The 25750-nt window shown below is 46.1% G+C and carries 26 protein-coding genes and 2 tRNA genes; 12 read left to right on the forward strand and 16 right to left on the reverse strand.

The window, feature by feature from the left end; all coding sequences use genetic code 11:
• Window positions 1–426 precede the first annotated feature (426 nt).
• The 4 genes from BT127_RS12600 to BT127_RS12615 are packed head-to-tail and all read left to right on the forward strand — an operon-like array spanning window position 427 to window position 2466.
• Window positions 427–960 (forward strand): flavodoxin family protein, encoded by a 534-nt coding sequence (locus BT127_RS12600; RefSeq protein ID WP_075425341.1) that lies wholly within the window; start codon window positions 427–429, stop codon window positions 958–960.
• A 10-nt stretch (window positions 961–970) separates the two neighbouring features.
• Entirely contained in the window at window positions 971–1435 is a 465-nt protein-coding gene (locus BT127_RS12605; protein WP_075425342.1) for a GNAT family N-acetyltransferase, read from the forward strand.
• Entirely contained in the window at window positions 1416–1904 is a 489-nt protein-coding gene (locus tag BT127_RS12610; RefSeq protein WP_318257246.1) for a rhodanese-like domain-containing protein, read from the forward strand. Before BT127_RS12605 ends, BT127_RS12610 begins: the two co-directional genes overlap by 20 nt.
• Window positions 1905–1926: 22 nt before the next feature.
• Window positions 1927–2466, forward strand: a complete 540-nt coding sequence (locus BT127_RS12615; RefSeq protein ID WP_075425343.1) for a hypothetical protein — start codon at window positions 1927–1929, stop codon at window positions 2464–2466.
• Between the two features lie 429 nt (window positions 2467–2895).
• On the opposite strand, the gene BT127_RS12620 is transcribed toward BT127_RS12615, so the two are convergent.
• Together BT127_RS12620 and BT127_RS12625 are read right to left on the reverse strand one after the other, a co-directional pair.
• Window positions 2896–2987: transfer RNA gene (locus BT127_RS12620), tRNA-Ser, on the reverse strand.
• Between the two features lie 32 nt (window positions 2988–3019).
• Window positions 3020–3104 (reverse strand) — tRNA-Leu (locus BT127_RS12625).
• A 263-nt stretch (window positions 3105–3367) separates the two neighbouring features.
• On the opposite strand from BT127_RS12625, the gene BT127_RS12630 reads away from it, so the two are divergent.
• Window positions 3368–4117 (forward strand): sporulation initiation factor Spo0A C-terminal domain-containing protein, encoded by a 750-nt coding sequence (locus BT127_RS12630; RefSeq protein ID WP_075425344.1) that lies wholly within the window; start codon window positions 3368–3370, stop codon window positions 4115–4117.
• Between the two features lie 161 nt (window positions 4118–4278).
• Here BT127_RS12630 and BT127_RS12635 read toward each other — a convergent pair whose 3' ends face one another.
• On the reverse strand, window positions 4279–5130 hold the full coding sequence (locus tag BT127_RS12635) for a prephenate dehydrogenase (protein ID WP_075425345.1): 852 nt from the start codon (window positions 5128–5130) through the stop codon (window positions 4279–4281).
• Window positions 5131–5843: 713 nt separating this feature from the next.
• Here BT127_RS12635 and BT127_RS12640 point away from each other — a divergent pair.
• From BT127_RS12640 to BT127_RS12660, 5 genes are all read left to right on the forward strand, one after another.
• Entirely contained in the window at window positions 5844–6560 is a 717-nt protein-coding gene (locus tag BT127_RS12640) for a replication protein (RefSeq protein WP_075425346.1), read from the forward strand.
• A gap of 536 nt (window positions 6561–7096) precedes the next feature.
• The gene (gene trmB, locus BT127_RS12645) at window positions 7097–7762 is read left to right on the forward strand and encodes a tRNA (guanosine(46)-N7)-methyltransferase TrmB (RefSeq protein WP_075425347.1); all 666 of its coding nucleotides are present in this window, start codon (window positions 7097–7099) and stop codon (window positions 7760–7762) included.
• Window positions 7762–7968 carry a hypothetical protein gene (locus BT127_RS12650; protein WP_075425348.1) on the forward strand — a complete coding sequence of 69 codons (207 nt, stop codon included), beginning with the start codon at window positions 7762–7764 and terminating at the stop codon, window positions 7966–7968. Before trmB ends, BT127_RS12650 begins: the two co-directional genes overlap by 1 nt.
• A 3-nt stretch (window positions 7969–7971) precedes the next feature.
• Window positions 7972–9111, forward strand: coding sequence for a cation diffusion facilitator family transporter (locus BT127_RS12655; protein ID WP_075425349.1), 1140 nt, complete (start codon window positions 7972–7974; stop codon window positions 9109–9111).
• A 10-nt stretch (window positions 9112–9121) separates the two neighbouring features.
• Window positions 9122–9421 carry a DUF1294 domain-containing protein gene (locus BT127_RS12660; protein ID WP_318257247.1) on the forward strand — a complete coding sequence of 100 codons (300 nt, stop codon included), beginning with the start codon at window positions 9122–9124 and terminating at the stop codon, window positions 9419–9421.
• A gap of 350 nt (window positions 9422–9771) precedes the next feature.
• Here BT127_RS12660 and BT127_RS12665 read toward each other — a convergent pair whose 3' ends face one another.
• The 8 genes from BT127_RS12665 to BT127_RS12695 all read right to left on the reverse strand — a co-directional run bounded on the left by BT127_RS12665 (window position 9772) and on the right by BT127_RS12695 (window position 18291).
• Entirely contained in the window at window positions 9772–10398 is a 627-nt protein-coding gene (locus BT127_RS12665) for a DUF4230 domain-containing protein (RefSeq protein WP_075425350.1), read from the reverse strand.
• A 201-nt stretch (window positions 10399–10599) separates the two neighbouring features.
• Window positions 10600–11457 (reverse strand): carbohydrate ABC transporter permease, encoded by an 858-nt coding sequence (locus tag BT127_RS12670; RefSeq protein WP_075425351.1) that lies wholly within the window; start codon window positions 11455–11457, stop codon window positions 10600–10602.
• Window positions 11448–12428, reverse strand: a complete 981-nt coding sequence (locus BT127_RS12675; RefSeq protein ID WP_075425352.1) for a carbohydrate ABC transporter permease — start codon at window positions 12426–12428, stop codon at window positions 11448–11450. Before BT127_RS12675 ends, BT127_RS12670 begins: the two co-directional genes overlap by 10 nt.
• Window positions 12429–12504: 76 nt before the next feature.
• On the reverse strand, window positions 12505–13245 hold the full coding sequence (locus BT127_RS17260; protein WP_350339285.1) for an extracellular solute-binding protein: 741 nt from the start codon (window positions 13243–13245) through the stop codon (window positions 12505–12507).
• A gap of 48 nt (window positions 13246–13293) precedes the next feature.
• Window positions 13294–13923 carry a hypothetical protein gene (locus BT127_RS17270; RefSeq protein ID WP_318257250.1) on the reverse strand — a complete coding sequence of 210 codons (630 nt, stop codon included), beginning with the start codon at window positions 13921–13923 and terminating at the stop codon, window positions 13294–13296.
• Window positions 13924–13975: 52 nt separating this feature from the next.
• Entirely contained in the window at window positions 13976–15289 is a 1314-nt protein-coding gene (gene xylA, locus BT127_RS12685; RefSeq protein ID WP_075425353.1) for a xylose isomerase, read from the reverse strand.
• 13 nt (window positions 15290–15302) lie between these two features.
• Window positions 15303–17381, reverse strand: coding sequence for a glycoside hydrolase family 3 C-terminal domain-containing protein (locus BT127_RS12690; RefSeq protein WP_075425354.1), 2079 nt, complete (start codon window positions 17379–17381; stop codon window positions 15303–15305).
• 13 nt (window positions 17382–17394) lie between these two features.
• Complete coding sequence (locus tag BT127_RS12695) at window positions 17395–18291, reverse strand: hypothetical protein (protein WP_075425355.1); 897 nt, start codon at window positions 18289–18291, stop codon at window positions 17395–17397.
• 223 nt (window positions 18292–18514) lie between these two features.
• On the opposite strand from BT127_RS12695, the gene BT127_RS12700 reads away from it, so the two are divergent.
• Window positions 18515–19378, forward strand: a complete 864-nt coding sequence (locus BT127_RS12700; protein ID WP_075425356.1) for an AraC family transcriptional regulator — start codon at window positions 18515–18517, stop codon at window positions 19376–19378.
• Window positions 19379–19521: 143 nt separating this feature from the next.
• On the opposite strand, the gene BT127_RS12705 is transcribed toward BT127_RS12700, so the two are convergent.
• Window positions 19522–21012 carry a penicillin-binding transpeptidase domain-containing protein gene (locus tag BT127_RS12705; RefSeq protein ID WP_075425357.1) on the reverse strand — a complete coding sequence of 497 codons (1491 nt, stop codon included), beginning with the start codon at window positions 21010–21012 and terminating at the stop codon, window positions 19522–19524.
• Window positions 21013–21308: 296 nt separating this feature from the next.
• On the opposite strand from BT127_RS12705, the gene BT127_RS12710 reads away from it, so the two are divergent.
• Window positions 21309–21962, forward strand: a complete 654-nt coding sequence (locus BT127_RS12710) for a formate/nitrite transporter family protein (protein WP_075425358.1) — start codon at window positions 21309–21311, stop codon at window positions 21960–21962.
• 266 nt (window positions 21963–22228) lie between these two features.
• Here the strand turns inward: BT127_RS12710 and BT127_RS12715 are convergent, their stop codons facing one another.
• From BT127_RS12715 to BT127_RS12730, 4 genes are all read right to left on the reverse strand, one after another.
• Window positions 22229–22432, reverse strand: coding sequence for an alpha/beta-type small acid-soluble spore protein (locus tag BT127_RS12715; protein WP_075425359.1), 204 nt, complete (start codon window positions 22430–22432; stop codon window positions 22229–22231).
• A gap of 363 nt (window positions 22433–22795) precedes the next feature.
• Entirely contained in the window at window positions 22796–24172 is a 1377-nt protein-coding gene (locus tag BT127_RS12720; RefSeq protein WP_075425360.1) for a hypothetical protein, read from the reverse strand.
• Window positions 24173–24189: 17 nt separating this feature from the next.
• The gene (locus tag BT127_RS12725) at window positions 24190–24756 is read right to left on the reverse strand and encodes an RNA polymerase sigma factor (RefSeq protein ID WP_075425361.1); all 567 of its coding nucleotides are present in this window, start codon (window positions 24754–24756) and stop codon (window positions 24190–24192) included.
• Window positions 24757–24961: 205 nt separating this feature from the next.
• Window positions 24962–25669 carry a dockerin type I domain-containing protein gene (locus BT127_RS12730; RefSeq protein WP_075425362.1) on the reverse strand — a complete coding sequence of 236 codons (708 nt, stop codon included), beginning with the start codon at window positions 25667–25669 and terminating at the stop codon, window positions 24962–24964.
• Window positions 25670–25750 lie beyond the last annotated feature (81 nt).

Here is a 25750-nt window from a genome sequence, read left to right on the forward strand (position 1 = left end):
TAGCATTTAAATAATTATAGCATATTCAACAATAATAATCAAGAGACGAGCAAAAAAATATCTGTTATTCCTTTATGATTATAAGTTCAATACTATTATTTGATCAATTTCCTGTTTGGGGTACATATGTACTTCAACATCCGCTTTGACTTTCGCAGGGATATTTTTTTATGTTGTAATAATCTTGAGCTTATTTATAGGAAGCGTCTTCATGAAAAATGAGTTAGCAAAACCAATGGTAACTATCGGAAAAAATGGTAAAATAGAAAAACAGAGTTCTATTTACAGTTGATTAAAACATATCTAAAGCTATTATGCTTATAACCGTCCATTTATTGATATGGGCGGTTCTGTTTTATGTATTTACATACTATCTGCAATGTGCTATAATATGCATATAAGATTTGAGATTAGTGGGGGACTGTAATGAGCAACATAGTAATACTTGTCGGCAGTATGAGAAAAAACGGCAATACTTCGCGGCTGGCGCAGAGCTTTGCAGAAGGAGCTGCCAATAATAACGTTGAGATAGTGTCTGTTGCCGATTATGAGGTGAATCCCTGCTTAGGCTGCAACAGTTGTTTCACGCGCGAAGGTAACCAATGCTTTCAGAAGGATGACATGGTGCAGATATATGAGAAGCTAAGGAAGGCGGATATCGTTGTCATCGCTTCGCCTGTGTACTTCTACGGTATCAGCTCACAACTAAAAGCAGTCGTGGACAGACTTCACACTCCCATGAGAAACATGTTTCATATCAAGAAGCTCGGACTTATCCTCGTGGGAGCGGCTGAACTTCCGAATCTGTTTGATCCGATACTGATGCAGTATCAAATGGTGCTGGACTTCTTCAAGCTTGAAAGTATCGGCAATGTGCTGGTTCGCGGAGTAAAGGACATAGGCGACATTGAAAATAGCTCTGCACTGGAAGAGGCGTATGAGCTGGGAGCTTCGATTTAGGAGAATTTGTATGTTTATAATAAATGCTGAACATGCTGACCTGCCAACAATATTGCAGCTTCAATACCTTGCCTATCAGAGCGAAGCAGACCTTTTTGGTAGCAGAGATATCCCTCCGCTGAAGCAGACTCTTGATGAAGTCATTGCGGAATTCAATAGCGGCATTATACTGAAAATGATTGACGGTAAAAATAATATTATCGGCTCAGTTCGTGCCAAAGAAATCGACGGTACTGTTTATATAGGTAAGCTTATGGTACACCCTGACCATCAACATAAGGGCTATGGTACAATGCTTCTGTCCGAGATAGAGAAATGCTTTCCTGATAAGCGGTACGAACTTTTTACGAGTACAAGAAGCATTGGCAATATCCGTCTGTATCAGAAGCTGGGATATAAAATATTTGCCCGAAAAGCCGTGAACGATGAACTTGAATTTGTGTATTTGGAGAAAAATGGAAAAGATCAGTATTAAAGGCAGAACCTGCCATAAGGTAGTGTGTGAAATGAGAAGAACAATAGCTCTGACAGTTCTCGCTTCTTTATGCTTGTTACTGTGTGCCTGCGGCAATGGGACAAGTTCGTCGGAAGGTGCTCAGTCGGAAGTACGGACAACAACTTCTGCGGCGGCGACCTATCAGCAGATAACGCAGGAAAAAGCAAAGGCAATGATGCAGGCTGAGGACGGACACATTATCGTCGATGTACGGCGGCAGGACGAGTACGACAGCGGTCATATCCCCGGTGCGATACTTATTCCCAACGAGTCCATAGGTACGGAGCAGCCAAAGGAATTGCCCGACCTCGACCAGGTCATTCTCATATACTGCCGAAGCGGTCGGCGCAGCAAGGAGGCTTCGCAGAAGCTGGCTGATATGGGATATACCAACATTTACGAGTTCGGCGGAATCATCGACTGGACCGGTGAGATAGTTACAAGCTAATGATAGATAATGGAGTGAACATATGAAAGAACAGCTTAAAGAAGCGATAATGCAGACAATAGCGTCGTGGGACGAGTCTGATATATATGTTGTTTCTCTTTATGTGTATGATGACAACGATGACCCGTGCCGTCCTACCGTAACAGTCGGATACAATACGGAATCATATTTGAACGAGCAGCTTGAATTCGCTTCAGATGAAGAGGAAGCACGCTGGAACTATGCGTTTTGGCTGCAAAATGATGACTATGTGTTTGGAAAGGGTGAAACAGCTAATATTGTCAGACAGTGGATAATAAACAGCGGCTTTGCGTATTGTCAGGCTTGTGATACTACTCCTGTTGAATATGCGTCCGAGATAACGGAAGCGTTCGTAGAAATACTTGTTGATATTGTAAGAGAACTGCACGAATCAGGTTTTATTCAAGAGACATTTGGACGTGAAATACCAGTACTTATTCATGAACTTGAATACTATTACGAGATAGGTGAGCAGAATATTCGTGCGAATGGAATTGAACTTGTAGAAGATTTTGCAAGATTCTGTGGATATTATGATTAATAAACTTAAAACCGCCCGTGTGGGCGGTTTCTCTATATCAACTCATGTTTGTTGCATTAGCAACATTTTGCGGCGATAAATACGGCTTTGTATGTAATGATGTATGCCATTCCATAATTATTTGGCTATATATCGTTAATTTCAACGGTGAAAATTTATGGAGCAAGGAATAATCAAATCGTAAAATAACCCCAAATTGCTAAATACAAAGAACGGGATAATTCAGATACCGGTCTGATATACAAGCCTCAAAAAAAGGAGTTCATAGAGTAAGTCGTATGGAATTCTGTATGGAATAGGTCTGAAAAATGCCTATTTTACGTTCATTCCATTTCAATTATTTGAAAGCGGCTTCAATTCCGGACAAAAAGAAAAATGGCTCTATCCCGCTATTTTACGCGATACAGCCATTTATCTCATTTACCATTCTGGCGGACAGAGAGGGATTCGAACCCTCGATACGCTATTAACGTATACACGAGTTCCAGTCGTGCGCCTTAGACCAGCTCAGCCATCTGTCCATAATATAGGGAGACTTAACAAGAAGTCTCCGTGGTGCGAGTGATGGGACTTGAACCCATACGTCTCTCGACACACGCCCCTCAAACGTGCCTGTCTGCCTATTCCAGCACACTCGCATTACTAATATATTATACTACTTTGACACGCAGAAGTCAAGAGGGGAATAAAAATAATTTATATTTAACTTTTATTGACTGATAAAAAACGAGGACTGTTAAAATTATATAAAATTGGTATGTAAACGGAAGAAATAGTATTATCAAGTGACGAAATGCGTAAAAGTGCCGATATTCCGACAAATGATGTCAGAGCTGCTACTTGAAAAAAACTGAAAAAGGTGTAAAATATAATCGTAGGAAAAAGAGAAGGAGCAAAAACAATGGAAAAAGAAACAATTAAAGTACTTGTCGGGGACGACACAGCGGAGAAGGGAGTACACATAGCATCCGAGCTTCGGGATGCAGGGATGTACGCCTACACACGAAGGAACAGCGGAGAAACGATAACAAAGTCGATAATCAGCGATAAACCTGATGTGGTGATACTTGATCTAACGCTGAGTGACACAGATGCATTGACGCTGATCCATTCGTTAAGGGAGGAAGCTGACGAAACGCCTGCATTCATAGTTATGTCCGATCTGGACAACAGGTTCATTGAAAAGCAGGTATTGAGCAATGGTGCGTCATATTATCTGACGAAGCCTTACACTGCTGAGGAACTTGCGGGAATAGTTAGTTCGCTTGCTGACAGAAATACAGAGGGCAGCAAGAAGGATATCGAGCTTATGGTAACGGATGTTATACGTCGGGTAGGGATGCCTGCGAACATAAAGGGATACTACTATTTGCGTTCGGCGATAATGAAGGCTGCGGACAACCGATACATACTTGAAGGAGTTACCAAGAACCTGTATCCTGCGGTAGCGAAGCAGTTCAACACCACATCTGCACGGGTTGAAAGAGCGATGCGACATGCGATAGAGACAGCGTGGGTGAAGAGCGGAATGGAAGGATTTATAGACACATTCGGGTGTCCGTTCATGTCAGAAAGGGACAGACCGACAAATTCCGAGTTCATAGCACTTGCGGCGGATAAACTTCGTCTGGATATGAGGGCAGGGAACTGAATCTGAACAGGTAAGCGGTTAATTTCGGTAAATAAATGTTAGTTTTAAAAGGGTGTGAATTGAATTGAATATACTAATGGGAAAGAAGGTCCCCGACTAACATAAGCGGTCGGGGATCGTTTTATTTATTTAGAACTTTCCGAAGCGGGACATGCAGTCCGTCAGTTAGGCTGACCGACACGGTGGCGGAGGTTATCCTCCTTAAGCTGACGTCCCTCTGCGATAAGGCGGCACATTTCCTCGGAGTCCTTTTCTTTCAGCGCCTTGCTGTACTTATTGAGGTTCTCGATGAGAGTATCAAGCTCGTAGAGGAGGTTTTCACGGTTCTGCATAAAGAGGTCCGTCCACATTTTCTCGTTCATGGTAGCGATACGAGTCATATCCTGGAAGCTTCCGCCGCTGAAGCCGCATTCAAGGCTGAGTTCGGGACTCTTTACGTAAGCGCTTGAAACTATGTGAGCCAGCTGGGAGGTATAGGCAATCATCTTGTCGTGGTTTTCGGGAGTAGTCACAACTATCTTGCCTGCACCTATCTCTGCGGCGAGACTGCGGAGAGTCTCAACGTCCCCGGGAAGGCTGTCCTCGTCGGGAGCGATTATGAAGTTGGCTTTCTGGAAGAGGTCAGCGAAGCTGTTATGATATCCGCCGAACTCCTTGCCTGCCATAGGGTGTATGCCGACATAGCGCATACCGTTTTCGGCGGCGAGTTTTTTTATCCTCTCGGAGAAAGCGCCCTTGATGCCGCAGACGTCGGTAATCAGGGTATTTTTGTCCATACGGCTTATGTTTTCGCGGAGGTATTTTTCGGTAGCGTCGGGGAAGAGCGCCATGATGACGAGGTCGAAGCCGCTGAAATCGCCGTTGAAAGAGTCATCCACAGCAACATCACGGAGAGCTGCAAATTCGATATCCTGTTTCAGGTCGGAGCCGACTACGAAGTGGTCGGTATATTTTTTCATTGCCTTACAGAGCGAACCGCCTATGAGTCCGAGACCGACAACGAGTATTTTCATAAAGAAACACACCTTTCAGAGAAATATATACATAGTATATCACTTTAAAAGGGAAAAGTCAACCCGATCATTTAGTTGTCAGAAAGCAGTGTAGGGAACGCCGCCCTCGGCGTTCTTTTCAGAGATCAGAAACCAGAAATCAGAAAGCAGTAGGGGCGAGTTCCGCTCGCCCTCAAATAATTGTATAATTATGACGAAACGATCGTAGGGACGGCGATTCGCCGTCCGTTTAATCCGTATTTACATTATACATGCGGACCGCCAAAGGCGGCCCCTACATGGTATCAGGGGGATGGTTAATTGTACGTGTTCCAATGAGCGAGCGGAACTCGCCCCTACATCAATTAACGAAAAAAAGATCGTAGGGACGGCGATTCGCCGTCCGTTTAATCCGTATTTACATTATACATGCGGACCGCCAATGGCCGTCCCTACAGGGTATCAGGGTTACAGGTGGATGTACGTGCGCCAACGGAACGCCGAGGCGGCGTTCCCTACATGGTATCATGGTTACAGGTGGATGTACGTGTAATGACGGGCGCACGGAATGCGCCCCTACTGCTTTCTGATTTCTGATTACTGTGCATACTACACTGCTTTCTGCGCTCTGACAGCTAAGATGTAAATTTTCTGTTAAATGTGGGATTTCATTCAACCTTTTTAGGTTGAACCGCCTTACTTTACCGCCCTCTTATGAAAGGACGGTGTTCACAATGGCTGAACTACAGATAAAAAGCGGCTTTACACGTATACCAAATGAGCTCCTTGAATCCCTGTGCGCTCTCGGAGTATCGGGAAACGAAATGCGGATAATGCTCTGGATAATCCGCAAAACTTACGGCTTCAACCGTACATCTGCGGAGCTTCCTCTCTCGGAGATAGCAAAGGCAGTTGGGATGCGTACAAATCACGTTTCAGAATCGCTGAAAAAGCTTGAGGAAATGGGACTGATAAACCGCAGGAACAGTCAGGGAGTTCAACCGCAGGTCATCTCTGTCGAAGCTGATACAGGTTCCCAAAAACAGGAATTCCCGAAAACCGTAACTGTTCCCGAAAACGGGAATACTGAGGTTCCGGAAAACGGGAACCCTGACGTTCCCGAAAACAGGAATGCTAACGTTCCCGAAAACGGGAATGATACATATAAAGAAATAAAAGAAAGATATAAAGAAAAGAGGAGAAAGATAGTCCCGCGCGGAGAATACGGCAATGTAAGACTGACTGATGAGGAGTTCACAAAGCTGTCTGATGACTACGGAGAAAGCGTCGCAAAGGACTATATAAACCGTGTGGACAGGTGGGTGCAGTCCACGGGACGGAGCTTCTCGGACTATGATGCGACCATAAGGCTGTGGCTTCAGAGGGACGGCGTTGAAAAGGACTCCTTCGATATGGAGAAATACAGGTTCGTGATAAATAACATTCCCTGATTGGAGTAGTCAGAAAGCAGTGTAGGGGACGCCGCCCTCGGCGTTCCTTTCAGAAATCAGAAACCAGAAACCAGTAGGGGCGCTTTCCGAGCGCCCTCAAATAACTGTATAATTATGACGAAACGATCGTAGGGGCTGCCTTTGGCAGCCCGCATAATCCAATATATTCGGTTACCAATAACGGACCGCCAAAGGCGGCCCCTACATGGTATTAGGGGGACGGTTAATTGTACGTGTTCCAATGGGCGAGCGGAACTCGCCCCTACATCAACCAACGGAAAAAACGATTGTAGGGACGGCGATTCGCCGTCCGTTTTCATCCGTATTTACATTATACATGCGGACCGCCAAAGGCGGCCCCTACAGGGTATCAGGGGGAAGGTTAATTGTACGTTTACCACAATTATGCATTACGAATTGATTTTCACTGTCTAACTGTACGGGGAAAATAAATGCAAAAAACTCTTTAAAAAAGCGGCGAAGTGTGATATAATGGAATGAAAAGAAAAGCAAAAATAATTCTATCGGAGGTAAAAATGAGAATACGTCATAAACCATGGGCAAAGCCTGAACTGGAGGCATGTCCGTTTTATATAGCTCAGCCTGCTGAGCAGAAGGGCAACTGGTGCGGACTCTTTCAGCATCCCGAAAGGCCGCTTTATGTAGAGCTGGGATGCGGTAAGGGAGGCTTTATCTCTCAGGCTGCACCTGCACATCCCGAGGTCAACTTCGTCGCAATGGACATAAAGAACGAGATGCTGGTGCTGGCAAAGCGCAAGCTTGAAGCGGCGTATAAGGAAAAGGGGACTGCTCCCGACAATGTCCGCATAGCTATCCAGAATATCGAGCGCCTTGAACTGGCATGGGACGAGAATGACCGTGCGGACCGCATCTACATAAATTTCTGCAATCCGTGGCCTAAGAAGAAGCACAAGAAGCGACGTCTCACTCACACCCGTCAGCTTCTTAACTACAAGAAGTTCCTGAGAGGTGAACTGTGGTTCAAGACCGATGATGACGAGCTGTTCGACGAGTCCTTCGAGTACTTTGCAGAGGCAGGCTACAGGATAAAGTTCAGCACCCGTGACCTGCACAGCGAAACAGGTATCGAGAACTTCATCACAGAGCACGAGAATATGTTCACAGAGGAAGGCAAGAAGATAAAATTCCTTATTGCCGAACCTATAACGGAGGAAAAATAATGGAATACCAGAAAGACTTCGGCAAATTCTCTTTCGGCTTCGGAACTGCAAAAACCGCGGGCAGGGGAGACCTTGCACACTCCGAGGAAGTACCGCGTTCCATGAAGTATAAGCCCGATGTGAAGGCTATACTGAAAACAGGTGCAAAGGCGGCGGCAGTTGCAGGCATCGTGTGCCTCGGCAGACGCAGAAAAAAGAGGAAATAACCTATGGGTAAAGAACGGAAAACGGACAGGGCGTCCCGTGACAAAGTCATCATAAGGACGAGTATCACAGGTATTGCCGCAAATGTGCTCCTTGCAGCGTTCAAGGCGGCTGTTGGAGCGCTCTCCCACTCCATTGCTATCGTGCTTGATGCCGTAAACAATATCAGCGATGCAGGTTCTTCACTCATCACGATAATAGGTACCCGTCTGGCGCAGAAACAGCCTGACAAGAAGCATCCCTGGGGACACGGCAGGATAGAATATCTCAGCGCTATGCTGATTTCGGGCATCATCATCTATGCAGGTGTTACCGCCTTTATAGAGTCCCTTAAGAAGATAATTTCTCCCGAAGTACCCGACTATTCTGCGGCTTCACTCATCATCGTGGCGTCGGCGGTAGCGGTCAAGATAGTTCTGGGACGGTTCGTCAAGAAGAAAGGCGAGGAAGTCAACTCCGAGTCGCTTGTGAATTCGGGCAAGGACGCTCTCATGGACTCGGTAATATCCGCATCCACTCTTCTTGCGGCTATCATATTCCTTGTTACGGGATTACGTACAGAAGCGTGGCTCGGTGCAGTGATATCGCTCCTCATCATCAAGTCGGGAATCGATATGCTCCGTGACACCATTTCGGAGCTTCTCGGACAGCGTATCGATAAAGAGACCGCTAAGGCAGTTCACGATTCGATTATGAGTTTTCCGCAGATTCAGGGCGTTTATGACCTTATCTTCCACGATTACGGTCCCGAGAGGATAAACTGCTCGGCTCACATTGAGATACCACACACGATGACTGCGGACGAGATAGACGAGCTTCAGCGCAACGTTACCGCAAAGCTCTACTGCGAGCACGGTATCATCCTTACGGCGCTGAGCGTCTATGCGGTGAACACTACCGACGAGAAAATCATCGCCATACGCAATGACGTCTACAAGACAGCTATGGATATCGACCACGTAATACAGGTCCACGGCTTTTACCTTCGTGAGGAGGAAAAGCGCCTGCAATTCGATGTTATAGTGGATTTCGACGCCGAGGACAGGAACAAGGTCTACCTTGAAGTCATCAACGCTGTAAAGAGCAAATACCCCGATTACAGCGTTATCTGTGCGCTGGACACTGATTTCAGTGTAAGCGAGTGAGGTGGAGACTATGGATAAAATGACGCTTTATTTTCTGTGCTATATCGGCTTTCTCCTTGTAATGAGCATCACGGCGTTCATACTTTACGGTGCGGACAAGAGGAAGGCGAAAAAGAACAAATGGCGCATTAAAGAGTCGGTGCTGCTGGGGTTCGGATTCTTTGGTGGAGCTTTCGGAGCTATTGCAGGAATGAAGGCTTTCCGCCACAAGACTAAGCACTGGTATTTCACGGTCATCAATGTTCTTGGAGCGATATGGCAGACAGCCGCCGCAGTCGGACTGCTGTACCTGATGAGTAAAAAGTCATAAATAATTGGGGATTCTAAAGGGATACCATCCCTTTAGCGGAGTCCAGAGGCGGCGCCTCTGGCAGGTGCAGGGCAGAGCCCTGCAAGAGAGGGCGTTCCCTTATTATCGGGGGAAAACCTTTCTGAGGAAAGGTTCTTCCCCCGAACCCCTTTTCCAAAGACTTTTTGCCCCAAATTTTAAGCCTTACAAGGTACTCTCTCATAGTATTACTGAAACGGTAGTATACATGAGTACCCTGTAAGGCTTAAAATTTAAAGTAAAGGCTCTGAAAATGATTGAGGGAAACCCTTACTCAAAGAGTTTCCCTCAATAACACATAAAACATCTGTATAATACGTTGCTGAACTGATTTATTTGTATATTACAGTATAGTCCTTGGTATTGTCAGAGAGCGTCAGGAAGCTTGTAAGAACCTCTTTGGCGTTATCTGTCACGGACTGGTAGAACTCTCCGTCAGCTGCAAGCTTCTGCTCCTGTTCGGCTTTCAGCTCGGAAATAAGACGGGTGTAGTCCTCCATTTTTGTCTCGGTCATGATAGAGTTCATAACGTCGTAATACTTGAAGTCGTCCTCGTTCATTTCGTGGGAGAAAAGCTTCGGCTGGGGGAGGGTGAGGTAGATGACCTTATGCTCGTCGTCTATCTTGTATTTAACGTCCGCAAGCTCTATTCCTGCGCTCACCGTACCCGTATAGGTAAAGACTATCTTATCCGATGAGAAGGGCACCTTCACTCCGAACATCTCTACGTGGTTCTCGAAAATATCGAGGTCGGTGTAGGTATACTTAAGCGTTACGAGTTCGCTTGCCGGAGCGAGAATCTCCTCGAGAGTTACGGAATCGACGGTGTTGACTTCCTTGATTATCTCTTTCGGAGGCTTTTCGGTTTTCAGTCTTGCGCCTGCAAGCATACCGCCGCAGGTACAGCCGCCTGCAAGAAGCAGCACTGCAAAAATTTTCGTCCCTATTCTCATTTTCATACAGGTCAGACCTCCGATCGTGTCGATTGATGAATTTAGTATACCATAAACGGCGCATCAAGTCAAGAAATGCACTGAATTGTAACTTTATTGTATCCATATACCGACTTTTCCGAGGGGCAAAAAAACAAGCCACAAGGTCCGCAGTTAATGCGAACCCTGTGACTATGTATTAAAGTGAAAGTGAGGAGAAGAAAATCATTATCCTTTGACACCGCCGAGGGCAACGCCCGCGATAATATACTTTGAAAGGAGGAAGTATACTAACAGAAGCGGTATAACTGTCAGGAGCAGTCCAAGATAAACTGCACCATACTCAGTTTTGTAAGTATCTCCTGTAAGGAGCTGTACCATCATAGGCATGGTATATAAATTGTTCTTTGTAAGAAGGATCGATGGAAGCATCAGGTTGTTCCAGCTTCCTACGAATGAGAAGATAGCCTGTGTAGCCATAGCCGGCTTCATCATAGGAAGAGCGATCTGGTTGAATATACGGAATTCGCTCGCACCGTCTATTCTTGCAGACTGTAATATTTCCATCGGAAGTGAAGGTATCATGTATTGTCTCATAAAGAATACAGTTGTCGGAGCTGCAATTGATGGCAGGATAAGTGCCAGGAAATTGTTATTCATTCCGATGCTGTACATAAACTGATAGAAACCGATACTTGTAAGCTGTGCAGGGATCATAAGGATCGCCATGATGAATGTGAAGAACGGTTTTCTCAGTTTCCAGTCATATGCAACAAGAGCAAAAGCTGTCATTGTTGAGAAGTAGATGTTGCATATAGTTGAACCTGTTGAGATAATGATCGAGTTGACGAATCCGCGGATAGGACTGAACATATCCTTATCCTTAAGAACCTCGAAGTTACTGAAGAGGTATTTGCTCGGGATAATAGATATAGCGTGCTGCTGTATCTGAACAGAGCTTCTTGTTGAATTCACGATCATTATGATGAAAGGAAGCAAACTCATAACTGTGAGGAGTGCACAGAAAACGTAAGCTGATACCTTGAATGCTATAGTTCCTGCACTTTTTTTATCTACTACCGCCATGACTGCCCCCTTGCTGCCTTCTGAGCATTTTTCTTAGCACGTTTGATCTCCTTATTGAGCTTTTCCTCGTCCTTATCTCTCATGATATAGAAGAGAATTGCGGAGCAGACAGCAATAATAAGGAACATTATCATACTTGCAGCGGCTGCACGGTTGTACAGATAGCTTCCGCTGAATGCCTGGTTATAAATGAATACGCTTGTTGTAAGTGTTGCTTTATCAGGACCGCCGTTGAGGAATACCTTTGGTATATCGTACATATTAAGACCGCCGACAAGACTTGTAATAAGAGTATAAAGAAGAACAGTCTTGAGGTTCGGGATAGTGATCTTGAAGAATGTCTGTATACCGTTAGCTCCGTCGATATCGGCAGCTTCATAGATATCAGGGCTGATACCCAGAACACCTGAGATAAGTACGATCATAGTATTTCCGTACCACATCCAGAATTGTATGAAAGCAACGATACCACGAGCGGCTTTTCTGTCTACGAGGAAGTAGAAAGCAGAATCCTTGATACCTGTTGAAACGAGGATATCGTTTACAGGGCCGACAGGATAGCCGAACAGAGCGGTAAAGAGTATTGCAACAGTAGCCGCTGTAATAATATTCGGCATATAGAAGATTACCTTGAATATACCTTTACCCTTGATCTCGTTGGTATGAGAAGTGAACCAAGCGGTAAGAAGAAGGGCAATAACGATCTGAGGGAAGAAGTTCATAAGCCAGATAGCTATGGTATTCTTCAGGGATGTAATGAATGAATCATTACTCAGAACCATTTTAAAATTCTCAAAGGGATGTTCAAGTATATGCCAGTTTTTGTTGCCCATACCTTTACAGTCCGTAAAGCCCAGGACAGCAGTATAGATAGTCGGATACAGCGAGAAAATCAGATATGCAACAACAAAAGGTATGCTGAAAAGGTATCCGTACTTGGCATAACTGATACCTTTAGGCTGTTTTGCCAATTTGCTTGACCTCCTTTTGTTTTATGCGGCAGCAGAGAGAGGACCTCTGCCGCCGCACATTATATTGGAATGGTTATTAATCTGCTGTTACATCAAGGTTGTCAGTGATAGCTGACTTGAAGTCCTTGATAGCGTCTTCACGAGACTTGTTGCCTGCTGTATACTGACGAACCTGGTCACGCCACTGATCGTTGATAGTCTGATCGTACTGTGTGAGGTTCTTACCGTTTGCATAATCGTTAGCAGGAACGAAGTAATCGAACATATTCTGTCCGCCGAGGAAGTCGAGAGTACCGTCAGACTTAGCCATTACAGCTGCTGAAGCAACAGCGTCCTTAGTACCGCCCTCGCCGTTGAGTGTGCCGTTAGCCCACATGTACTGAAGACCTGTATCTGAAGCATCGAGAGTTACCCAGTCGATGAACTTGCCGACAGCATCCTTGTTAGCGCCGTTCTTGTTAGCGAGGAGCCATGTACCGCCCCAGAAGAAGCCTACAGGCGGATCGCAAACTGCCCAGTCACCGTATGTGCCTTCGCCCGGCTTAGTTCCGCCTGAGTTGCCAGCCATTACGTAGTTGATGAGCCATGCAGGACCAAAGAATCCGAAGATGCCCTTATCGCCTGTACCAGCCATATCAGCATACCAAGCGTCTGTCCAGTCCTGAGTATCGTTGTGATAGCCGTTATCCTTGAGCTGCTTAGAGAGATCGAGGAATGCTTCACGCTTAGGATCGATTGTGAGCTTGCCGTCTACAACCCAGCCCTGATCGGAGCTGTTCTCAACAGCGTGCCAGATATCGCCGTCGCCTGAAACGATGCCGTAGCCCTTACCCTTAAGAGTCTCAGCTGCCTCGAAGAACTTATCCTAGCTCTGTGTGCCGCCGCCGATAACCTTTGAGATCTCAGCCGGATCGTCTGTACCGAAAGCGTCCTTAGCGATCGAACGGCGATAGATGAAGCATCCACCTGTAGCCTGGTAACCAAGACCAACTACGTCGCCGCTCTCATTTGAACCGATCTCAACTGCATAGTTAGCGATCTCTGCGTCAGCGATCTCCTTGTCAACGTCGATTCCGAGATCCTTGTAAGGAGCTGCATAGCTTGCTGCATCGCCCTTTGTATACTTAAGAACGAAAGCAGCCTCAGCACAGTAAAGGTCAGGAGCGTCCTTGCCGCCAGCTGCGAGAGCCTGGTCGAGTGATTCCTGATAACCACTATCTGTGTTGATTACAGTAGCTTCAACCTTGTACTGATCCTTGAAGTCAGGATTGAGCTCCATGAACTTGTCAACCATGCCCGGAACTTCGTCTGTGAATGACCAGAAGTTCAGAGTTGTTGAGCCGTTGCCGCTGCCGCCGTTGCTTGCCTCAGAAGATGCTGATGAAGCATCGCCGTTTGAAGAAGCGGGTGTCTCGCTGGATGAGCCCTGTGCTCCGCATGATGCGAAAGAAGCGATCATAGCGAGTGCTGCGATTGATGATAATACCTTTTTCATTTTAATAACCTCCAATATAATTTTTTTATACCAATGTTATTTGGAACGTGAATTAGAGACTGAAGAGAACGTTATTAACGATAGACTCCAGCATTTCCTGACGGCCGCTTGTAAGAGAAGCTGTGACCTCGCCCTTTTCAAGAGCATACTTTTCGAGGTCTGCCATATTGACCTTGCCGTCGATGATATCCTTACCGATACCTGTTGTCCATGATGAGTAGCGGTCAGCGATGAACTTATCGATCCTGCCGTCCTCAACGAGCTTGAGAGCTGCTCTGTAACCGAGAGCGAATGCATCCATACCGGCGATATAGCTGTAGAAGATGTCCTCGGGAGTGAATGAGCCTCTGCGAGCCTTGGCATCGAAGTTGAGACCGCCGTTTGTGAAGCCGCCAGCCTTGATGACCTCGTACATGCACATTGTTGTATCATAGACGTTTGTTGGGAACTGGTCTGTATCCCATCCGAGGAGCGGATCGCCCTGGTTAGCATCGATAGAACCGAATACGCCGTTAACTCTTGCTGTAGCGAGTTCGTGCTGGAATGTGTGCTGAGCGAGAGTTGCGTGGTTAGCTTCGATATTCATCTTGAAATCCTTGTCAAGACCGTACTTTCTCAGGAATCCGAGAACAGTAGCTGTATCGAAATCGTACTGGTGCTTTGTAGGCTCCTTTGGCTTAGGCTCAATGTAGAAATCGCCTGTGAAGCCGATCGAACGTCCGTACTCAACAGCCATCTTCATGAGACGAGCCATATTGTCGAGCTCGATGCCCATATCTGTGTTGAGGAGAGTCTCATAACCCTCACGGCCGCCCCAGAATACATAACCTGTACCGCCGAGCTTTACAGTAGACTCGAGAGCCTTCTTGATCTGAGCAGCGCTGAATGCGAAAACATCAGCTGAAGGAGAAGTACCTGCACCGTGCATGAAACGAGGGTGATCGAAGCACTTAGCTGTACCCCAGAGGCACTTCTTGTCGCCCATAGCAGACTTCATATAGTCTGTAACGATATCAAGCTGTGCATTAGTGTCCTTTAAGCTGCCGTACTCAGGAGAGAGGTCACGGTCGTGGAAGCAGTAGTAATCGATGGAAAGCTTATCCATGATCTCCTTAGCTGCATCGACCTTAGCCTTAGCTCTTGCAGCGGGATCAGCCTGACCCCATGTCTTGTCAGCAGTTCCGACACCGAACATATCAGTACCGTCGCCGCCCATTGTGTGCCACCAGGAAAGAGCGAACTTCAGCTGCTCGCGCATTGGCTTTCCTGCAATGACTTCATCGGGATTATAGTACTTGAATGCAAGAGGGTTTGTGCTGTCCTTGCCTTCATACTTTATTTTTCCGATATTGCTGAAAAATTCCATTTAACATCCTCCGTTAGATATTTATTTTGACTGAGAGGCATTTGCTGCCAGACAGTTTTTCACTTAATTCGTCGGGCTGTGAAACACCTGCAAAGAGAGTGAATTCATTGCCTTCAACTATTCTGTTTCCGTTTTCGTCGACTGACTGGAAAGCTCTTTCGCAGATGTCGGCTTCAACGGTCACGGACTCACCCTTTTTAAGGGAAACTCGCTTGAATCCGCAGAGATTGTGGTTCGGTACAAAGTTTGCACCTGTGCCTTTTATGTAGAACTGTACTACTTCATCGGTATCGTAATTGCCTGTATTTGTAACAGTAACCTTTGCCTTACCGTCTGCGAAGCTCAGGTCCGAGCATTCAACAGTGGAATAAGTAAGACCGAAACCGAAAGGATAAAGTACATTGCCTTTACAGTATCTGTAGGTACGTCCCTTCATGCTGTAGTCGCTGAAATCGGGAAGGAGATCGGCGTTCTCGTAGAAGGTAACGGGAAGCTTTCCTGAAGGAGAGACCTTGCCGAAGAGTATGTTTGCGAGGGCTTTACCGCCCATCTGTCCGGGATACCAAGCCTGGATGAGAGCATCGCAGTCTGCTTCGACGTTGAGAGCACTTCCTGCGGCAGTTACTATTATAACAGGGGTGCCTGTTTCCATTACTGCCTTTACAAGCTTGCGCTGTGCTTCGGGAAGTCTCAGGTCGTTCTTGTCGCCTGAGGAGAACTCGTTTCCTGTATCGCCTTCTTCGCCTTCGATAGTGGCATCAAGTCCGACGCACAATACAACGACATCGGAGTGTTCTGCGATTATCTTGGCTTCTGCAAGGCGGTCGTCAGCCATTGCGAGTCCCATTGCCCTGTCTTTATAGAGGTGGCTTCCGAGAGAGTAGAGAACTCTTCCGCTGAAAGCATCCTGTATTCCTTCAAGGAATGTTATATATCTGTCGGCAGTACCGTTATAGTTGCCCTCAAGTGCAGGACGGCTGTCCGCATTGGGACCGATAACGCCGATAGTTTTCAGTTTTGAAGCGTCAAGAGGGAGGATACCCTTATTTTTAAGGAGTACCATTGAGTTCTCCGAGCACTTTAATGCATGAGCCTTGTGCTCTTCACAGGAAACGATGCTGTAATCCAGCTTGTCGAACTCTGTGGACTCGTCGAACATTCCGAGTCTAACTCTTGTACGCATGAGTTTTGTGCATGATCTGCGTATCTCTTCCTCTGTGATGAGTCCCTCATTATAAGCTATGAGGAGGTGGAGGTAAGTGTTACCGCAGTTAAGGTCGCATCCTGCCTTCAGTGCCATAGCAGCTGATTCGGGAGCGGTCTTTGTAACATGATGACTTGTATGGAAATCTCTGATAGCCCAGCAGTCTGAGACGAAGTGGCCGTCGAAACCCCATTCTTCAAGCTTTTTCATAAGGAAGGAGCTTGCACATGCGGGCTCACCGTTCACACGGTTGTAAGCACCCATGACGCTTTCTACCTTAGCTTCCTTGACAAGTGCCTCGAAGGCTGGGAGGTAAGTTTCTTCCATATCCTTTGCACCGGCAACAGCGTCGAACTCGTGGCGTGTAGCTTCGGGACCGCTGTGAACTGCGAAGTGCTTTGCACATGCAGCAGTTCTGAGGACCTCACCGTCGCCCTGAAGACCTTTTGTATAAGCAACACCGAGACGTGCTGTAAGGAAAGGATCTTCGCCGAATGTTTCCTGACCTCTTCCCCAGCGCGGATCGCGGAATATATTGATGTTAGGTGACCAGAGAGTCAGACCTTTATATATATCCCTGTCGCCGTGAGCGGAGTACTCGTTGTACTTTGCTCTTGCTTCTGTGGAAGTTATCTCGCCTGCGCGGAAAACAGCGTCCTCATCGAACATTGCAGCCATACCGATGGACTGCGGGAACATTGTAGCAGTTCCGGCTCTTGCGACACCGTGAAGACCTTCGCTCCACCAGTTGTACTCGGGAATGCCGAGCTTTTCTACCTTCGGAGCGTCGTATTTGAGCTGACTTGCAGCTTCCTCCACCGTAAGGCGCTGTGTGATATCCTCTGCTCTTTCGAGAGGTGAGAGTGATTTATCTTTGTATTTATCCAAGCCTGATCCTCCTTTAGCTTTGCATAGCTTTGATATATTGATTTACGATCATATCATGATCATGTTCAGCAGGAGTTATTTCCCAAAGCTCGGAAATCACGGCAGTTTCTCCGTTGTGATAATTCTTCATTTCACCGAGAAGCTCACATTCGAGAAACAGCTTGTTGGTGTAAGTTTCAAAATTACAACAAAAATCGGGATAATCCGCGTTCTTGTAGTCTGCGAACGTTTTTTTGAATATCTGATCGCCTACAACGTAAACGACCTGCTTTCCTGTTACATTGAATCCTACTTTAAAAGGAGTGGTTGCATCGGAATCATGTTTCAGGAGAGCGTATTTATCCGACAGCGTGAAGCGCTTGTCGTTGATATCGGAATAGCTCCAGAGGGACATTGTCCTGTTCGGAAGGAATCCGTTATCGTCACTGCAAAGCGGGATGATCTCCGTACCTCCTGCTGCGAGTCCAGTTACGGACCAGGGGGCGAACTTTACGGTCTTTCCCGAGCAATTTGTTATCCTGTTTTCGATACGGACTGCGTTTGACTCGTCCATAGTGCAGACAAGACTGAACTGCTTGCCGAAGGCTGTCTTTTCGGGGGTAAGTGTGAGGACACCGTCCCTGAACTCGACATTAACGGCTGAGTTGTCGGGGAAATAAGTCTCGGGCATTTTTTCGGGAGCACACCATATCCTGTGGCCGCCGTAAGCGTACCAGACTCCGTAGCCCTTATTGATCTCGTAAAAATTTCTTTCGGTATCTTCAAAGAGAACGTTATCCCCGTCGATGAAGCCGAAGAAGACGATCCTCGGACCTACATCTATAGTAGCGATCAGTTTGATAGTACCGTTTTCAATGCAGACACAATTACCAAAATTTTTGTAATTTGTCTGATAGCATTTTATAGCCATAACAATCACCTTTTCATATGCTCTAAACATATTATAGTACTTTCTGTCATTTTGTACTAATCAAATATTGCGCCTATCTGGTCAACTATTGCTATCTTTGCACAAAATAATCAAACACTCTTTACAAATATTGTTGTTTTGATGTATAATAGTGACAATGGGATCGAAACAGAACGCCGTTTTCCGTTGTTTTGATAACAATATTTGGTCAAGGAGGCTAACCATGATTAAAAATCTGTCAGGCATGTACGAGACTGTCGAGTACGAAAACAAGCGTTTTGTCATGCTATATGATAATGATGACTACGAGGAATACCCTGTACACTGGCATAATGCGGTTGAGATAATCATACCGCTCCACAACGGCTTCTCCGTAACTTCGGGCGGAGTTGAATACAATTTAAATGAAAAGGAGATCATAATAATCCCTCCGGGCGAACTCCATCAGATGCCTGCAAGAGAGGGACGAAGGATCATCTTTCAGTGCGATAATTCGGTACTTAGCGAGGTCTCTACCCTTGAAGCCATAACCCCTGTTTTTGCCTCTGCTATACATATAACTCCCGAACTCGACAAGGACCTCTATGTTATCGCAAGAAAGGGCATCCTCGACATCTATACCGAGTATTATTCCCGCGAACCTATGGCGGATGTGAAGATTTATATCAATCTTATCCGTATGCTTACGGCGGTAAGGGAGTTCCAGATACGTCAGGTGAACGAAGCCGCAATGAACTCCATAAGCACCGACGACAGCAGGAAATTCAGCTATGTCATGAAGTACATCAACCAGAACTACACAGAGGAGATCTCCCTCGAAAAACTGGCATCTATCGCAGGCTACAGCAAGTATCATTTCTCCCGTATTTTCAAGGAATACAACAACATGTCCTATATACAGTACATCAACAACAAGCGCATTAAGGCGGCGGAAAGACTTCTCGTGGATCCCGAATTATCCATAACGGAAGTTGCCATGCGTTCGGGATTTGCCAGCCTCACGACCTTCAACAGAGCCTTCCGGAAGGCTAAAAACTGCACTCCGAGCGAATTCAAGAAGCTGTACAAGCTCTCGGAGAAGATGTAAAAAACGATCGGTCATTTTTCTTTTGTAACCGTTTCGCAATAAATGAAAAATTTCTCTGCTGACATTTTTAAAACCAGACTATATAAAAAACAGGGCATAAAACAAATTATGCCCTGTTTTATTTACCAAAAATTGCGGTGAGATCAGTTCATTACTGCGTTGACTATGCCCTGATACACCTGTGCGGACTCACTTGCGAACTCGAAGCCGTGATCGCCGCCGTTTCTTATCTGTATGACCACTATGTAGGAACCCTGTCCCGCATAATCGGAGTAGTCGCCGTAGACTGCCGTTCCGTTATCGTTGACGTTCTTCATGCAGCCTGTTATGTAAAGGAAATCGCCCATCCATGTCTCTGCGGTACCTGTCTTGGCGTAGAAATTGTAGCCTTCGGGTGCGTAGATGCCGATATTTGCACCAACGCCGCTCATGCAGTTGAGAAGTCCCTCTCTGCAATTCGTCGGGATAGAGGCTATGACCTCGTTCGGCTTGCTTCCTTCTTCAATGACCGTACCGAAATCGTTTGTATCCACAACGTTCTTCAGTACAAAGGGACGTACCATGTCTCCGAACACTGCCTCACGGGTAAGCGCCGCAAGGTACATGGGAGAGGTGAGGACGTAGGACTGTCCGAAGGCAGTTCTTCTCAGGTCGTCCTGACAGTAGATCTCAACGTTGTTGTGGAGGTTGCCGAAATCGCAGTCGATATCGGTTCCGAAGTGGAATATATCGTTAAGGTCGGCGAGAACCGCTTCTGCACCGATCTGGTCGAAAGCCTTTGCGAAGTAGATGTTGCTGGAGTTTATGAATGCCGAATAAAGGGACCTGTCGGGGATGGGGTAGGAGAAATTCGTATCGTGATCCCAGTTGACGATAGAGGTGCCGTCGTAGTACCATGTGCCGTCGTCGTAGAGCGAATAGATGCCGTGCTTATCCGAGATGACTTCGGACATTATCTTGAATACCGAACCCGGTTCGGCGTTCTGGAAAGCCTTGTTGCCGTAGGTTCCCCATGCAAGGTCCTCGTTGTGCTTCACCTTGTAGTAGTCATCGGGATTGTAGGAAGGGTATGAGACCTCAGCCATGATCGAACCGTCCGAACGCATTACCACTGCCGCACCGACTATGTTCATGTCAGCCATGTACTGATAAACGGCGTTCTGCTTATCGGCGTCAAGAGTGAGCTGTATGGACTGTCCCACTTTTTCGTCACCGCTTACGGGCGAAGGGTTGGGAGTACGGAGCTTTTTCTCAAAAGTCATGTCAAGTCCTTCCGACATCTCGCTTACGAGGTTAGCCATAGGTATCTTGTAATCGGGGTTGAGGACACGTATCTCCTCGTTTTCCTCATTTACGTCACCGCTGACCAGTACATCGCCGTCTGCATCGTACAGTATGCCTTTTTTAACGTCGGCAACTGTAGTTGTTGAAACTGCGGAGGTAGTTACAGCGGGAGCAGTCGTCTGAGCCGAAGCTTCGGCGTCTTCCGACACTTCACTGACAGCTTCCGAGGTTACAGCAGAGCTTGTCGGACTGTCGGAGGCTTTTTCCACGATATCTCCGCATGACACGAACGATGCGGACATCGAAACGCAAAGAAAAGCAGCTAATTTTCTTCTGAGACCAAGTTCCATTAATATTCATCCCTTAAATCATATTCAGCAACAGCATTTTTCCGGGCGGAGTCTGACAGAACGTTCATGCACTGCTGCAGAGACTTACCCGATATTTTTGTTTCTTTATGTCGGAGCTGTTACATATAATATAATAACATAAAAATAATATCGATTCAATAGTTTTTTCAAAAAAAACGGGTGTTTATTACATTTTTTTGCTGATAAAAAATGATTCAAAAGAGATATTGACATTTTTTTCACATAATGTTATAATATTAACAGTCTTTTTGACTGTCAGTAAAGGAGCATTTTAAATGAGATCGGAATCATTCATAAGCATATTGGCAAAAGCAGTACTTTCGGGACTCATGATCGGTGTAGGCGGTATCGTCTATCTCATGGTGGATAACAAGTATATCGGCGGATTCATGTTCAGCTTCGGACTGTTCACCATAATACAGTGCGGATTTGCGCTCTATACGGGAAAGGTCGGGTATATCCCCGAAAACAAGCCGAAATACCTCAGAGAAGTGGCTATCACCTTACTCGGCAACGTTATCGGTACAGGGGGAGCGGCGCTTCTTGTGAGACTTACGAGGATAGGTGCAAAGGTACACGAGAATGCGTCGGCTTGTATGGAAGTCAAAATGGGGGACAGCGTCCTGAGTCAGCTTGTAATGGGCGTGTTCTGCGGACTTCTTATGTATCTTGCGGTTGATAACGGAAAAAGGTGCAAGAAATGCAAGAGTGACATGTCATACGTGTTCGGTACGGTAATACCTGTAATGCTGTTTATATTCTGCGGATTCAATCATTCCGTTGCGGACTGTTTCTATATGTTTGCGGCAGATGCGTCGGTGGAGGGAGCGCTGTACATACTTATTGTTGCAATTGGAAATGCCTGCGGCGGTATGCTTATACCACTTGTGAAAAAACTGTTTGACGAGAACACTGAAAGAGCTGTATAAAAATAATTGAACCATAAAAATGAATGAGGATGCCCAATGGGCATCCCTACAATTTGGCTGTTATCATTTGCTGGTGTAGGGACGACCATTGGTCGCCCGCTGAATTCATATTTTAAATCAGTTTTTGACACTTAAAGGACGGGTAATTTATCCGCCCTTTTGCTTTTAAGGGAACGTCCTCTCTTGCGGAGCGCTTTGTGCATTGTGGGACAGAGTCCCACATTACACCAAGAGTTAAGGGCGGATGTTGCATCCGCCCCTGTTTATTACTGCATCTTGTAGGAATCGATCATCTTCTTGACCATCTGTCCGCCGATCGAACCTGCCTCACGTGAAGTAAGGTCGCCGTTGTAGCCGTTCTTAAGATTGATGCCGAGCTCACTTGCTGACTCCATCTTGAATCTCTCGAGAGCGTCTCTGCCCTTCTGAGTCATTTCTCCGTTGTTGCTTCCGTTGTTATTGCTGCTCATAATGTTTATCTCCTTTGAAATAGTATTTGATGCCGAAAATGCTCTGCCGTTTTTATCGATTACGGTGGAGCAATAGTATTATAACACTGAGCATGACAATTATTATTGGTAAAAAATGACGAACAGCCGGCATTACACCGGCTGTTCACTGATTCATCCCGAAGGATACAAACCCAATCAGGTACTTGAAATGAGTGTGCAGTCTCATTGGTACCAACCCTCTCAGTAATATTATAGCATATGTATCCTCTGTAATCAATAACAAATGATTACAAAATCATAACATATATCTATTTGATACGGATGCCTGAAAGGAACACACCCGTATACCACAAAATCACAGTGAGTTACGGTGATCTTATGTCAGTTTTCTTCGTCAGCAAAATCGTACCATTCACGGTATGAGTGCTTGACGTTCTTTACGTACCATACGTCATTTTCGGTATCGTGTTTTAGTTCGCAGTAGAACATGAAATCATTGCAGTACCAGAGGTTAGGATCTGCGTTTGCGTATGGACAGCTTACGTAGATAGTGTCCGGATCGTCCTCTCTGACCTCTGTAGTCATATTTGCTGTATCGAAGCCTGAGCAGATGAAATCGTCATTGGAGCTCATGTCGAGAGTTGCATAGAGTTTTCCGTTATATTCAAGGAAAAGCGGGAATGTTATATTTACGTTGGTTTTTTCCGTTTCTGCGAAGTATTCATCAAGTTCGGGTATCCTTACGTTTCCGCTGGGACCTTCATAGTCGGGAGTATAGTTCGTGAAGACAGGTGCAGGCATACGGGCGGAAAGGTTATCGATGATACTGTTCTGGTCTGCCGCGATATTGGTGATATACTCGGTGAAGTCATCGGGATCGCTGAAAGCGCTGTCGGTAACGAGAGCGTATCTGAATACCGTATTGCCGTCGTGGTCGGGAACGTAGGTAGTGCCGTCGGGACGGTGGTAATTGAACGACCTGAACTCGATTATATCGGTTGGACTCTTTGAAACATTGACCTTGTTTATAATATTGTCGTATTTCAGGTAGTTATTCAGCAGAAGTCCTATGTCATTGCTGTTCATTTCAACGTGCGGACGTTCCGTGGTATTTGCGGCAGGTTCGGTGGCTGCGGCTGTAGGTGCGGGAACAGGTTCGGCGGACGTTGTAACGGCGGTAGTGGTAACTCTTGTAGTAGTTGGCGGAGATACACGAACTATCTGACGTCCTCCCGCATTTGTAGCGACAGGCTGCTGTGCATTTGCCGAAGCGGCATTTGTATTGACCGCAGTTGCATTGACCGTAACGGCTGTGGTTTCGGTATCTGCCTTGACAGTTACCGCAGCAGTTCTTGTGTTTTTTGTATCTGTTTTTGAAGTTGTATTGGTTTCATTTGATATATCTGTAGCAGTAGTAACGACTGCTGTAACTATGTTTGGTGGGATAACGGGATCAGGTTCAACGACTTTTACGTTTTTCATTAGTCTGAATGCACCGATAGCGCCGCCGATAAGAAGCAGACCTGCAAAAGCAGCTGCAACTGCGGAACGAACACCGATGCTGCGCCTGTAATGCTCAACGCCTATTACCGAGTTCGGAGAGAACTCATCAGAGGAGGTCTCGTTCTCGGAAAGCTTCTGTTCTGTCATAGCGAAAATTTTGTCTATATAGGCTTTGTCGGGCTTTGGATGTGACGAAGCAAGACGTTCGAGAACGTCGTTCTCCGCATTTTCGAGGATATCGAACTTATCCTTCATAGAAAACCTCCTCCTTTCTATAGGGTAATGCCTGAACGCGACAATATATCTTTAAGGCGTTTCAGGGCGCGGCCTTTTCGCATAAGAACTGCCGCTGTGGTCATAGAGACCATTTCCGCTATCTGCTTAGCGGTCCTGTTATAGAAGAAACTCTGCAAAATTATGGTAGAATCGGGTTCGCCGAGATTTTCGACTGCATCTATCAGTATTCGCTGCGTATCAGCTTTTTCTGCGGATTCTTCGATATCGGCGGTGTCTCTGAGTTCACCGACGGATTCCTCCTCTATCGAGACCGACCTTCCGAATTTCGTTGAAAGGCTTCGGTAGCGGCTTATGGCGGTACGTTTTGCGATAGTACCGATATATCCTCTCAGGTCACCTTCATAACCGCTGTCGGGCTTGTATTTCATAAGGAATGAAGCGAAAACGTCGCTGACGCACTCATCCACATCCTCATTCGTACCGCAGCTTCTGAGTTTATTGTAAACTATGGCGTAGACATAACCCGTATATTCTTCGATAACAGCTCTATGGCCAGCCTGCGGCGAGCTTTTCAGCAGATTCTGAAGCTCGCTGTCTGTCATATATGGTACCTCCTGTAAATGACTGCGGAGTGTATTTGGCTTTCTATACACTACACTCGCAGGGAAACAATGATTTATAACACGATGCGGAATATTTTTGTTATGAAATGTTTTGTAAGCATAACAGGGTACAGTATTTCAGTACCCTTCGGGAAAATATAATGGGGACAGACTTGCTGTCCCCGTGGTTTTATGGATAGAAGTGTCATCTGGTGGAACGAGCGGCATATTCTTCGAGAATATCCGTTGCATCAGACGCATTTATCGAACCGTCCTTGTTGTAATCGAACAGTGTGGTGTTCAGGTTCATATTTGCGCCTGTTGAAGCGTAGGAGTAAGCCTGAAGCACGAGGGTAGCGTCGGAAGCTGTTATCATGCCGTCGTTATCGATATCGCCCGAGGTGATGACAGGGTAGATGTACTTAGCGATATCAAGGTGCTGATTGGCAGAAGCGTCCACGATAGTCTTGTTGGTCGGCATGACGCCCGGGATAGTATTGTTCATGAAGTAATAAACATCGAAGCCTTCTGTGTAGGCTGCGGATTTTTCTTTATCAGCAATTACATAATAGCCTACTCCGCAGAAGAACATCGCAGGCATTGCAACTGTGTAATCCTTCCAGTTCTCGTGTTTTTCATTGCCGTGATAGGCTCCGTAATATACATTCTTCGGATCAATGCCGTAAACTATCAGGTCATAGCCGCCGTACTGATTATCGACAGCGTCGAATTTCAGGACGTCGCTGTAAATATATCCGCCGTCCGAGAAGTCGCTGTCCTCTGAAATGACTAAGTCAAGGAATTCCTCTTTAGTGAGCTTCGGAGCGGTGTTTTCTGCCGCACTGACTGTAAAGGGAAGCGCTGATGCAGTGATTACTGCTGAGGTGATAAAACTTAACAGCTTTTTATTCATAGTGATCCCTCCTGTGTAGTTACTTTTCAGCAAAGCATTTCTGCTTTCATTAAAGAGACGTATGAGAGAGGGCTATTTCTC

The organism is Ruminococcus sp. XPD3002, from assembly GCA_900119535.1.
Classification (GTDB): Bacteria; Bacillota; Clostridia; order Oscillospirales; family Ruminococcaceae; genus Ruminococcus; species Ruminococcus flavefaciens_H.